Origin of the sequence: Mesorhizobium sp. M1403 (assembly GCF_040317695.1) — a bacterium.
Taxonomy (GTDB): Bacteria; Pseudomonadota; Alphaproteobacteria; order Rhizobiales; family Rhizobiaceae; genus Mesorhizobium.
Genome location: NZ_JAMYKY010000038.1, coordinates 21,707 through 34,207 on the forward strand (window position 1 = coordinate 21,707; position 12,501 = coordinate 34,207).

Consider the following 12,501-nt stretch of genomic DNA (forward strand, 5'->3'; position numbering starts at 1 on the left):
ATGCCGACGGTCAACCGTCGGGCTTTCTGATTCCGCACACTGTCAAAAGCTGCAATATGCGCCAGGCTAAGGGTCGCAGCTTCAAACAACTCCTCGCCGGGGATAATCACACCTTCTGGTTTCTGCGGGTGAAAAGCTGGGTGTCGAGGCGGTTTTCCAGCATCAAGATATGCGGCTCACTGTCGCTTGGAGTGCTCACTGTAGCTTGGTTGACCGAAAGCTCATTGTCAGCCTGGTGGAAGCCGACGATAATTCTTCGACATGAGTAATTGTTATCCCGGCCCTGACAAAAAAGTAAATTGCGTCCCGCCCCGTTCCCTATAAGGATCGCGATGTTCAATATCAAATGACCAACATGCGAGCCACGCAATCAAGACTCAGCTTTACGGTGCGCGCGGCGATGTGCACGCCATTTGCGAAGGAGGAAAAGATCGATGAGGCCGCCCGAGATAAGGATCACATCGATGAATTCTTTGAGGCGGGCTAAGGCCAGAGTACTTGCGTAATCGACAATATGGCTCCTCAACTATTTCGGGGCTACGGCGAACCTGATTCCGCTGGCCGGCGCTATCAGGTACCTCCCAAGCGCGCCGGTCACCTTTTGCGATGCCGATTATCGTGAGCCGGCGTAAAACGGTCGCATTCGTCGAGCGGCGTCGACACCGGCTCGCCTTGCCGTATGTGCATACTCCTGTCGAGCGAACTCTACCGGATCCGGGAACACTTGCTCGCTGGATCTTCAGGAGCGGATCGCGCGTTTTGTTGACGGTGGCCATTCGCGACAATCGGCGGCGGCTCATTTTGGCGTCTCTGTCGCGGTCATGGGTTGTCGTCATATTGCGCAAACGGCAGCCTTGGACCGAAGCCCGAGGGCGGTTGGCGCTACTCGAAGCCTACTGTACGAACCCAGTGGCAACTGCGTTCAACAGCGCGATGATGAAGTGGTTCATGGAGAGAACCATGACGCCATGACCAGCCCCGGCCGGACCGACAGGCAGTGGCCACATCGAATGATCCGGCTTCGAGAACACAGCTCACGGTCTGCGCCGTGACCGTACACCAGGTGCAGCGGGTGAGTAGCCAGCGTGAGACTCTCGCCTCCCTGGGCTTCCATCTGGGACGTGCCGGTCATGCGGTCATACCGATCCGCCAGTGAAAAGGCTCACGTTTTCCCGGAACAACCGCAGTAAGGAAGCTGGCTCGTGACTTAGAAGGCAATTCTGTCCACAAAGCTGCCAGCCGAATGGCGTCAGCACATGGCTGGTTCTTTGTGGCTGTGAAGCGATCATTGCCGTATCGCACCCACAAAACGGCAGCTTAATCCATGCTCGATGCGTATACTGGCACCGCAGACGGCATCTTCACGCGCATCCTTTGGAGGAGTCGAATGCCGATCTCAAAAATCCTCGTCGCCAACCGGTCCGAAATAGCCATCCGGGTCTTCCGCGCGGCCAATGAGCTCGGCCTTAAAACCGTGGCGATCTGGGCAGAGGAGGACAAATACTCTCTGCATCGCTTCAAGGCCGACGAAAGTTACCAGGTCGGGCGCGGGCCGCATCTGGCCAGGGATATGGGGCCGATCGAAAGCTATCTGTCGATCGAGGAGGTTATCCGCGTCGCCAGGCTATCGGGCGCCGATGCCATCCATCCAGGCTACGGCCTGCTGTCGGAAAGCCCGGAATTCGCCGAAGCCTGCGCCAAGGCCGGCATCATCTTCATCGGGCCAAAGCCGGATACGATGCGCAGGCTGGGCAACAAGGTCGCCGCCCGCAATCTCGCAATCGAAGTCGGTGTGCCGGTAATTCCCGCTACCGATCCCTTGCCGGACGACATGGCGGCGGTAAAGGAACTCGCCAAGACGATCGGCTACCCGGTGATGCTTAAGGCGTCCTGGGGCGGCGGCGGCCGGGGCATGCGCGCCATCCGGTCCGAGGCCGATCTCGCCCGCGAGGTCATGGAAGGCAAGCGTGAGGCGAAGGCGGCTTTCGGCAAGGACGAGGTCTATCTCGAAAAGCTGATCGAGCGCGCCCGCCATGTCGAGGTGCAGGTGCTGGGCGACCGCCAAGGCAACGCCGTGCACCTGTTCGAGCGCGACTGTTCGATCCAGCGCCGCAACCAGAAGGTCGTCGAGCGGGCGCCGGCGCCGTATCTCGAAATGTCACAACGCGAAGAGCTTTGCGGCTACGCGCTGAGAATTGCGCGCCAAACCAGCTATATCGGCGCCGGCACGGTCGAGTTCCTGCAGGATGCCGACACCGGAAAATTCTATTTCATCGAGGTCAATCCGCGCATCCAGGTCGAGCACACCGTCACCGAACAGGTGACCGGCATCGACATCGTCAAGGCGCAGATCCATATACTCGACGGCTTTGCCATCGGCACGGCGGAATCGGGCGTGCCGGCGCAAAAGGACATCAGGCTCAACGGTCACGCCCTGCAGTGCCGCATCACCACGGAAGATCCCGAGCATAATTTCATCCCCGACTATGGCCGCATCACCGCCTATCGCGGTGCCACCGGCTTCGGTATCCGCCTTGATGGCGGCACCGCCTATTCGGGCGCGGTCATCACCCGCTTCTACGATCCGCTGCTGGAAAAGGTAACGGCGTGGGCGCCGACGCCGGCCGAGACCATCGCCCGCATGAACCGGGCGCTGCGCGAATTCCGCATCCGCGGCCTGGCGACCAACCTCACGTTCCTCGAGGCGATCATCAATCACCCGAGCTTCGCCGACAATTCCTACACCACCAAGTTCATCGACACGACGCCGGAACTGTTCGCCAGTGTGAAGCGGCAGGACCGCGCGACCAAGCTGCTCAACTACCTTGCCGACGTTTCGGTCAATGGTCATCCCGAGACGCGCGGCCGGCCGCAGCCAAAGGCCGATGCGGCGCCACCGGTAGTGCCATATCTCAACGGCAATGTGCCTCAAGGCAGCAAGCAGAAGCTCGACGTGCTCGGGCCGGAGAAATTCGCCGCGTGGATGCGCGAGCAAAAAGAGGTGCTGGTCACCGACACGACAATGCGCGACGGGCATCAATCCTTGCTCGCGACGCGTGTGCGCACCTATGACATTGCCGGAATTGCCGGCACCTATGCGCGTGCTCTGCCGCAGCTTTTGTCGCTCGAATGCTGGGGCGGCGCCACATTCGACGTCGCCATGCGCTTTCTCACCGAAGACCCATGGGAGCGGCTGTCGCTGGTGCGCGAGGCAGCACCCAACCTTCTGCTGCAGATGCTCCTGCGCGGTGCCAACGGCGTCGGCTATACCAACTATCCCGACAATGTCGTCCAGCATTTCGTCCGCCAGGCCGCTGCCGGCGGCATCGACCTGTTCCGGGTCTTCGACTGCCTGAACTGGGTCGAGAACATGCGCGTGGCCATGGATGCGGTCGGCGCCGAGGGCAGACTGATCGAAGCGGCGATCTGTTATACCGGCGACATACTCGATCCGGCGCGGGCCAAATACGATCTGAAATACTATGTCGGCCTGGCCAGGGAATTGCAGGCGGCAGGCGCCCACATCATCGCCGTCAAGGACATGGCTGGGCTTCTAAAGCCGAGCGCTGCCCGCGCGCTGTTCAAGGCACTGCGCGAGGCGACGGACCTGCCGATCCACTTCCACACCCACGACACATCCGGCCTGTCGGCGGCAACGGTGCTGGCGGCGGTGGAGAGCGGCGTCGACGCCATCGACGCGGCGATGGATTCGCTATCGGGCAACACCTCGCAGCCGTGCCTGGGTTCGACCGTGGAGGCGCTGAAGGGCACCGAGCGCGATCCGGGCCTCGACCCGCAGTGGATCAGGAACATCTCGTTCTACTGGGAGGCGGTGCGCAACCAGTATTCAGCCTTCGAAAGCGACCTGAAGGGGCCGGCATCGGAGGTGTATCTGCACGAAATGCCGGGCGGTCAGTTCACCAACCTCAAGGAACAGGCGCGCTCGCTCGGGCTGGAGACACGCTGGCACGAAGTGGCGCAGACCTATCACGACGTCAATCTGATGTTCGGCGACATCGTCAAGGTGACGCCGTCGTCCAAGGTCGTCGGCGACATGGCGCTGATGATGGTGAGCCAGGACCTGACCGTCGCCGACGTCGAGAATCCGGCGAGGGACATCGCCTTCCCGGATTCGGTGGTGTCGATGTTGCGCGGCGATCTCGGCCAGTCGCCGGGCGGCTGGCCAAAGCCATTGCAGAAGAAGGTGCTGAAGGGCGAAAAGCCGATCACTGTGCGGCCGGGTTCGCTGCTCAAACCGGCGGACCTCAAGGCCAGTCGCGCGGAGGTCGAGCAAAAGCTCGAGCGCAAGCTCAGCGGGTTCGAGTTCGCGTCGTGGCTGATGTATCCGAAGGTGTTTTCCGATTTTGCCGCCGCGCAGGAGACCTACGGGCCGGTCAGCGTGCTGCCGACGCCGACCTATTTCTACGGCATGAAGCCGGAAGACGAGATTTTCGTCGACATCGAAAAAGGCAAGACGCTGGTGGTGCGCTGCCTTGCCATCGGCGATGTCGACGAAAAGGGCATGGTCACCGTGTTCTTCGAGCTCAACGGGCAGCCGCGCCGGGTGAAGGTGTCGGACCGGGCGCATGGCGCCTCCGCTGCCAAGGCACGGCGCAAGGCGGAGCCGGGCAATGAGGCGCATGTCGGCGCGCCGATGCCTGGCGTCGTCTCGGCGCTTGCGGTCGCTGCCGGCCAGGCGGTCAAGGCGGGTGACGTGCTGCTGTCGATCGAGGCGATGAAGATGGAGACGGCGCTGCATGCCGAGCGCGACGGGGTGATCGCCGAAGTGCTGGTCAAAGCGGGCGATCAGATCGACGCGAAAGATCTGCTCGTTGTTGTGGAGGCTGCATGCCCATGACTTTGAAAGCTCTCGGACTACCGGCATACCCAGTCGACCGCGATCATCCGACAAACGCCGGGTTGAAACTCCAGTCGGGCTAACCTCCCTGCGTTCCAACCCGCCAGCATTCTCATCTTGCTTGATTGACGCAACGCTCGCAGCTTCGTTGTCGCGCCGCATTTCGCCGTACACGCACGACCCCGGGCCTCTTCGGCGGCAGATAGCGCTCGAGTGTTTTGAGCTCCGCCTGCCCGCGCACCGAAGACTGACGCTGCTCTGCGAGCAGCAAGCCCGGGTCGCAGGGGCCGAAGGGATGCCAGGGTAGTTCGGATCGATCTCCGTCCGCCGCAGCCGGGGCACGCGGCGGCAAGGCATGCGGGGAATTCGCGCTCACCAAACGGAGGTTCGCCCTGCACAATTCGCTATGACTCAATGCGGCACCGTCCGACTCCGATCTCTGCTAAGAACTCGCGTCATCCTAAACCGATGTCGGCCCCAAGGGTGAACTTACAGCATGCGGAAGCGGGTGGTTAGCATGCCTGGAAGTACTGACCCATTGCTCAGGCGTCGGTAGACTCACGGCAGCACAGACTCCCCGCGCTGGGGAAGAACGATCGCTGCACTATGCGTAATTTGCCGGGGGCGACCATGCCGGATCGGCATGCTTCTCCCAATACAGGTCTGTCAACTGGCGTGTTAGAGCGCCAACCTTCCCGTCGCCTACAACGGTCTCGTCAATCTTGGACACCGGCATGATCCCGCCCGCTGTAGACGTAATGAAAACCTCATCGGCGCCCTTCAGCTCGTCACGATCAATGTCGCCGGCGCTGACGGATAGACTCAATTCGCCGCATAGAGCAAATACGGTCTGGCGGGTAATGCCGGCAAGGACGCCATAAGCCGGTGTCTTCAAGCGGCCGTCCGAGCAGAATCGCGGCAGGACCCCCCGGCACCGCTCTGATCATCAGGAACAGAAGCGTCAACCGCGATCGCAATGATCTCGATCGACCTGTCGTTGGTATCTCCGCCATGTAAATCCAAATGCCTAGAAGTGCGCCATCGGTCGATTAGCCGCCGAAGAATGTTAGGTTTCGGACGAACGGTGCGCAGCTTGATCTCGCCGTTGAGACGCTCGATCGAGCGTCGAGTGGAGCTTGGCGCGATGTTCCTTCGGGAAGGTCATGTAGGACAGCACGTCGGCTCGGCGTCGTCCATGATTGTCGCCACCTCCGGCACATTCGGCTGGATATGGGCGACGACGCCGCGCCATTGTACAGACGCATCGGGCGTCTCCTGGGCGAAAGCCGGGGCGCAGCTTTGAGCGAGATCGTCGCCCGCACCGAAGGTGGCGTCATCGGGACCAACGGCATTGAAGCTCAAGATAAACGCCCCCGGCATTTGAGGACGTCGTGCTTGGCGTCGTAGCGAAAACGGCGTAGCGGTACGGGACTTCGGATCGGCTTAGCCTTGGCCGGGATCAAAGCTTCGATGGCGCGAGACTCGAAAGCTCCGTAAACCTTTGCATAGGCATAGCCGGCATCGGCAGTGACGGTGCTGATGGAGAGCCCCGTCGCCTTCATCGTGGCATCAATCCGCTCGACGATCATCTGCCCTTCGTTGATCTCGCCCGTGGTCACGGCGACATCCAGAACCACGCCGCGCGAATCATCAACGACGGCATGTTGCTTGTAGGCAGGCTCCAGCCGGCGATTGCGGCCATTGGTGGCCATGCTGGCATCCGGGTCGGTGAAGCAGACCTTCTTGAACTTCCCGGTCTTGCGGCTCCTTTTGAGAGCGGCCTCAGCATCCTCGTTCACCGACCTCACAGCCTCGACATGGCGCACCGCTAGGCTGTCCCAACTCACGTCAGCTCGGATCAGTGAAGCATCGACATCAACCACCTCGCCCTTGGCGATCTTTGCCTCGATGGAGGCCTGGACGGTGCGCTCGAACATCCGGCGGAACCGATTCTCGCCCTAGCGCTGGCGGATGCGTGTCCACGAGGAATGGATCCGGCAGCGCTTCATGCAGGCCATAGCCGACGAACCACCGGATGGCGACGTTGACCTGCGCCTCGCGCATCATCCGGCGATCGTGCACAATCCCGAGCAGGAAGCCGGCGAGCATCAGGCAGACTGCGACCTCGGGATCGATGCTCGGAACGGTTTGAGGATTGATTGGGATAGGGGGACGCCTCACGGCGCTGCCCCTCCCACACCACCGGGCATAAGGGCCCGTACCACGGCGGCTCGATCGAATTTAAGCTTGGCAGAGACATAGAGCCGGAGTCCGAGGGACTCGAAGTGATGATGGCGCAGGGCCGTTTGGCCCGTATAGTGTCCTGACATGCGCCAGAAGCCCGTCGGTGATACTCCGTTGTTCCGTTCACAACCGCAACGGTCACTGCGTTTCTGCTACGATCTGCCTACTTGTCCGAGAGCGTCCGCTCTCGACCCCAATTTGACAATCTTCGGAAGCGACAATTGTGCTGCTGACCTTTTCAGAATGCGCCATCACGGGCGTCGAGACGGAAACAACTCCGGCCGGCAGTCTTATCGCGCTTCGTCGTGATTCTCTGAACCGGAGCCATCCATTCGGCCGCCATATTGATGCGCCCCGAGGACGGCCGGGGCTGCCAGCCGGAACAATCAATATTCTCACCGGCTATGGCCGGACGGCAGACTCGGCGCTGATTTAGATGCATTGGCGGTATCGTCCTAACAGCACCGATGGCCACCGGCCACGCGGTTCTCAGGACCGCCTCAGAACGTATCGCCCCTCGCATCATGGAACTGGGCGGCAAGTCGGAGCGGCGGTCCATGCCGATGCGGATTTTTGAATTGCTTCTGGACCACAGGGGCAGGAAGCCTTGATGACGCACCGCTTTCGGCATCTCACGCGGAAAACTGTAATAATACGGCTCCCGTTTGTGAGTTGAGATCGCACGGTCAGCATGAAATTCGAACGAGTTTGAGACCGATCAACGGCGTATCTTCCAACAGGATCAGCAGGAAAGTTCCTCAAAAGTCGTCGCCTTGAATTCGAGGGAATACGCCTTGCTTGCAATGTCTATTAAAGCACCTTAAAAAAAGTTTAACAATAACATATTGATATTCTCCATACTTTGAGTTGTATTTTCCGGAAAGCTGATAGATCATAGAAAATGATGTAGCGACAAGAGACATTGTCCGAGCAGGCGTTGGCAGTATTAAAGTTAGGATCAAGCTTACTTCAAAAACAAAGAGGGGCGTTACGGGAGAAACGTCCGACAATCCCACGTTGACCGCCATGTCCAAAAGCAACGTCGACCTTGAGAACCGCTCTCCAAATAAACGAGGGGCGAACTATCACAACACGGTCTGCGGCAGTGTCTTCACTCTCGGGCATGTCCGGCCTCGGATTGGCTGCTCGAACTGGCTCGCGTCACCCGTCCTTTGATGACGAGATGAGCCGTCCACAAAATGCGACCGCGCCTTTGCCAGCCCACTGTCTAGATGACCACTGATACATCGCGATCAAGAGACTGACAGGTATCCAAGAGCCCCATAAGGGCAAAGCACCAAGGGAGAAGAGGCTATGACCACGCTACCGCAAATATCACTGGCGAAACTGTCGTCCGATAAAACCCGAGTTGAAGAACAACAGTGCTTACGCATGGCTTGCGAGGAGTACGGGTTTTTTTACCTTATCGAGCACGGAATTCCGAAAGAACAGATTGCACAAGCCATCGACGCTTCTCGGCGTTTCTTCGCGTTGCCACAGACTACTAAGGAACTCTACGGTCACGCCTCTCAAGACGTGTACCCCGCTACCGCCCGGGGATACATTCCGTTGCACGGTGAAATGCTGCATCCCGAGGCCGGCCCCGATCCAAAGGAAATGTTCGACCTCGGGATCGAGAAACAGGGCGACCGGCGTCCGTTCGCCGGAATCACGCGCCTTCCGGATGACGTGTTGGCTCCTGGTTTCGCTCGAAGCCTGCTTGCATTGCAAGCTACAGTGCTCAACGAGGTTGTGCCGCAGCTGGGTGGCGCCCTGGCCGACCTGCTCGATATGGAAAAGGGCTGGTTCCGACGCCATTTCAGCCCGCCGACGGTCCTGCAACGCGTGATCCGGTATCCATCTACTGGCGGCACGGCCGGAAAGCATACCGACGGTGGCTTCTTCACGCTGCTGCTGCAGGAGGAACTCCCCACGCGCTCCTTGCAGGTGTGGTTTCGCGAGCGCTGGACGCCGGTGCCGAGTCTGCCCGACAGTCTCGTTGTCAATCTGGGTGACATGCTTCAGGCCTTGAGCGATGACCGGTTCAAGAGTACGCCGCATCAGGTCGTGCACAGTGGTCCGGCCGAACGAATTTCGCTTCCCTTCTTTATCTATCCCGACGTGGACGCACGCCTGACTTCGCGTCACGGCAACCATACCTTCAGCGTCGCAGAAATGATGCTGCGCAACTTCGAATCAGTCTGGGAAAAGGGGAACGGCGGCGGACGCGCGCTAGAGTTGGAGTAAGTGTTCGGCTTTCTGAAGCGTGAGCAAACGATGGCGACCACTCGGCACGTGGTACCCTGGAAGAACTCTCCCAGAAGCGTTCGTCGCGCGCATAAGCGCGGCGGGCTGCAGCGCATCGGAGAGTCACGTCGATACCGACGCATTTTTTGAAATGTTGCCACACAACATCCACGCGGTATTTTTCAAGCAAGCTGCAGCGCCACGGCTCGCGAACCAGCATTCGACCTGGTTGATCCAGGAGGCCGACGGCGGCGTGAAATGCACATGATAGTGCGGCCGCCGCGCCAGCCAGGTCCGGATCGGCCGCCGTCTTACGCGTGGCATAGTTATCCATGATGATGTGGACATCGAGACCTTGCGGGACATGGGCGTCGATCTGCTTGAGGTGACCTTGCCCCCAGTTTCTATCCATTTTTGAGTTCGTTTCCGGCGTGGGTTGTGCCCTGCTGGACGGGTGAAGCGACGGGCGCTGGCGCGGAGCCTTTGGCATCGCGCAGCGCGAGCGACCGTCGCAGATTGAAGGTGGTGGCGAACTCGGCCGGTGTCTGCCAGGCGATTTGGGAATGCGGCCGGGCGGTGTTGTAGTCGGCGCGCCACACGGGCGATGGCGACGCGTGCCTGAGCCAGCGAAGTAAACAGCGTCTCGTTGAGCAGTTCATCGCGCAGTCGGCCGTTGAAGCTCTCGATGAAGCCATTCTGCATCGGCTTGCCGGGCGCAATGTAATGCCATTCGACGCGGTTCTGATCCGCCCAGGAGAGGATGGCGTTCGAGGTGAACTCGCTGCCATTGTCGCTGACGATCATTCTCGGCCGGCCGCGCTCGGTGATGAGCCGGTCCAATTCTCGGGCAACCCGCATGCCCGAGAGAGACGTATCAACGATGAGTGCCAGGCACTCTCTCGTGCAGTCGTCGACGACGGCCAGGATGCGGAAGCGGCGCTCGTCTGTGAGCTGGTCCGATACGACGTCGAGCGACCAGCGCTCGTCGGGCCTCAGCGGCACCACCATCGGCGCCCTGGTCCCGATCGCCCGTTTGCGGCCGCCACGGCGGCGAACGGCGAGCTTCTCCTCCCGATAGAGCCGGAACAGCTTCTTGTGATTCACGACCAGGCCCTCCCGCCTCAGCATCACGAGAAGACGCCGGTAGCCGAACCGGCAACGCTCCTGCGCGATCGCCTTCATCCGCTCGCGAAGCTCGCGGTCGTCCGGCCTGCTGGTCTCGTAGCGAACCGTCTTGCGGCAACAGCCGATGGCTTTACCCGCCCGCCGTTCGCTCATCCCGAAGCCTTCCTTCAGGCGAGCGACAGCTTTCCGCTTGGCCGCGGGCGTCACCATTTCTTTCCCACAAGATCCTTCAACGCGGCATTGTCGAGCATGGCGTCGGCCAGAAGCCGCTTCAGCCGCGTGTTCTCGTCCTCCAGAGCCTTCAGTCGCCGAGCCTCGGAGACATCCATCCCGCCGAAGCGGGCCTTCCAGTTGTAAATCGAGGCGTCGCTGACCCCGTGCTTGCGGCACAGATCGGAAACCGATACCCCGGCCTCATGTTCCTTCAAAATTCCGATGATCTGCTCTTCAGAGAAGCGGCTACGTTTCATGTCCTGGTCCTCTCGATGGGCCAGAACGAACTTCAAACCGGATTAGATCAGAGGGGCAAGGTCTGAGGAAGTCGAGAAACTCGGCCGCGCGGTGGCGCTTGCAGCATTTGCCGATCACGAAGCCCGAGGCGATATCGAGGGCTGCGAACAAGCAAGTGGTGCCGTGACAGACATAGCTATGGCGTGAGCGACTTCACCCACTACGGTCAATTCGTCAGGTGTAGTTCGGGCGCGTCACTATGCCTTCGTCAGCTTGGCCCGGTACTCCTCATCCAAGATGGCGGGCAGGGATATCTGCTTGGTTCGCCCGCCGTCGACGGAGATCATTTCACCGCTAACGAAACTGGGTTCTCACTAGCTTAGTTTCCGTCCATAAACGCTTCTTTTTGCGAACATTTGCAACCAGTTGCCGTTCGTCGACACGTTTTTGGGAGGATGGGCAGGATCTAGGACGCTGGGATCGGCGCAAAGGGCGATGTGGCGCAATCGCGCGCACGCTGCGAGGCCCAGCTCTGGCCGGTGCGCCGCAGTTCCGATGGTGGCTCGGCATCAGGTCGGTTTGAGACATGCGAAGAGGACGAGATTGTGGGCTACGACCGAGGACCAGATGTAGCTCTTGAAGTGATCAATGCCGCGCCAGGTGCAGCGCGCCAAGCCGTAGGCGCGCTTGAGGCATGAGATGTCGGCCTCGATGCCGGCACGGAAGTTGCGCAGCTTGCGGTAAACCCAATTGCTTCTAACCATGTCCTTGATCCTGAGGCCGGCTTTCTTGTGGAATGCCATGTCGCGAACGCCCAAGATCTTGGCTGTAGCCAGATTGTCGCGACTGGCAAAGCCGCCGTCGGCCGCCGCCTGCCGCGGCGCGTGACCATAGAAGGCGATGTGGCGTTCCAGCATGGGCAGCAATCGATCGCTGTCGCGCGGATTGCCCGCCTCGATCACCAGATCGAGGATCATGCAGCTCCTGCCGGTGGTCAGGTTGAGCTTGTGGCCATATTCGGTGTCGCGGCTGCCTTTGACGATGATATCGGCATGGGACTCGAACAGGCTGACCAGCTTGTCGCTGGCCGGACCAGCTCGCCGGCCAACACCCGCCGCTCACTTTGTGTGATGATTTGCTCGATCAGCGGCCGATAGTGACAGACCTGGGCCTGCCAGAGTTAGATGAGTGGGTTGGCCGCCACGGCCAATTGCGCCGTCGCCTGCCGCAGATAGGCCAAGGTGGCGTGGGCGATCCCGATCAGTTCGTGGTAGAGCAGAACACGATTGGGTCGACCGCGTGTGAACTGGATCTTGCGGGCGCGCTTCTTGGCCGCGCGGCAGTGATCGTGCCATGCCAAGCCGGCGCCGCCGGCCAAGGCATCAGCCTGCTTCAACAGGCGCACCACGATTCGGACGGCGTCCCACAGCAGGCTGCTGTCGCTCGGTGTCGATGCCGGCTCAATACTCCGCAGAAGTGCCGTTTGAATCTTCCCAGTATAGCGCTGCCGCCGGTCTTCCGGAGCGCGCTCCGGGAGACCGGCGGCGCGTAATCGTTGATGCTTCTCCTGATGGTCG

At 60.5% G+C, this 12,501-nt stretch carries 5 protein-coding genes and 6 pseudogenes; 3 read left to right on the top strand and 8 right to left on the bottom strand.

Annotated elements, in window-relative coordinates; genetic code table 11:
- Nucleotides 1–106 precede the first annotated feature (106 nt).
- Complete coding sequence (locus NKH01_RS31980) at nt 107–340, bottom strand: helix-turn-helix domain-containing protein (protein ID WP_353024296.1); 234 nt, start codon at nt 338–340, stop codon at nt 107–109.
- 1,047 nt (nt 341–1,387) lie between these two features.
- On the opposite strand from NKH01_RS31980, the gene pyc reads away from it, so the two are divergent.
- A complete protein-coding gene (gene pyc / locus NKH01_RS31985) occupies nt 1,388–4,858 on the top strand; it encodes a pyruvate carboxylase (RefSeq protein WP_353024297.1) in 3,471 nt (1,156 codons plus the stop codon).
- 604 nt (nt 4,859–5,462) lie between these two features.
- Here the strand turns inward: pyc and NKH01_RS31990 are convergent.
- The 3 genes and pseudogenes from NKH01_RS31990 to NKH01_RS32000 all read right to left on the bottom strand — a co-directional run.
- Entirely contained in the window at nt 5,463–5,753 is a 291-nt protein-coding gene (locus tag NKH01_RS31990) for an aminotransferase class IV (RefSeq protein WP_502912709.1), read from the bottom strand.
- A 188-nt stretch (nt 5,754–5,941) separates the two neighbouring features.
- Nucleotides 5,942–6,151 (bottom strand): annotated as a pseudogene (locus tag NKH01_RS31995) (transposase); the annotation flags it as partial.
- Nucleotides 6,152–6,222: 71 nt separating this feature from the next.
- Nucleotides 6,223–7,000: pseudogene (locus tag NKH01_RS32000) on the bottom strand (transposase); the annotation flags it as partial.
- Nucleotides 7,001–7,325: 325 nt separating this feature from the next.
- Between NKH01_RS32000 and NKH01_RS32005 the strand changes: the two are divergent.
- Together NKH01_RS32005 and NKH01_RS32010 are read left to right on the top strand one after the other, a co-directional pair.
- A complete protein-coding gene (locus NKH01_RS32005) occupies nt 7,326–7,538 on the top strand; it encodes a hypothetical protein (RefSeq protein ID WP_353024298.1) in 213 nt (70 codons plus the stop codon).
- A gap of 878 nt (nt 7,539–8,416) precedes the next feature.
- A complete protein-coding gene (locus tag NKH01_RS32010) occupies nt 8,417–9,349 on the top strand; it encodes an isopenicillin N synthase family dioxygenase (protein ID WP_353024299.1) in 933 nt (310 codons plus the stop codon).
- 207 nt (nt 9,350–9,556) lie between these two features.
- Here the strand turns inward: NKH01_RS32010 and NKH01_RS32015 are convergent.
- From NKH01_RS32015 to NKH01_RS32030, 4 pseudogenes are all read right to left on the bottom strand, one after another.
- Nucleotides 9,557–9,734: pseudogene (locus tag NKH01_RS32015) on the bottom strand (transposase); the annotation flags it as partial.
- 19 nt (nt 9,735–9,753) lie between these two features.
- A pseudogene (locus tag NKH01_RS32020) lies at nt 9,754–10,944 on the bottom strand (IS3 family transposase).
- Between the two features lie 61 nt (nt 10,945–11,005).
- Nucleotides 11,006–11,134 (bottom strand): annotated as a pseudogene (locus tag NKH01_RS32025) (IS630 family transposase); the annotation flags it as partial.
- A gap of 359 nt (nt 11,135–11,493) precedes the next feature.
- Nucleotides 11,494–12,371, bottom strand: a pseudogene (locus NKH01_RS32030) (ISNCY family transposase); the annotation flags it as partial.
- Between the last annotated feature and the right edge of the window lie 130 nt (nt 12,372–12,501).

What these genes read in the sequence shown, in the direction of transcription:
- pyc (WP_353024297.1), top strand. Translation starts at nt 1,388, where the DNA reads ATGCCGATCTCAAAAATCCTCGTCGCCAACCGGTCCGAAATAGCCATC.
- NKH01_RS32010 (WP_353024299.1), top strand. Translation starts at nt 8,417, where the DNA reads ATGACCACGCTACCGCAAATATCACTGGCGAAACTGTCGTCCGATAAA.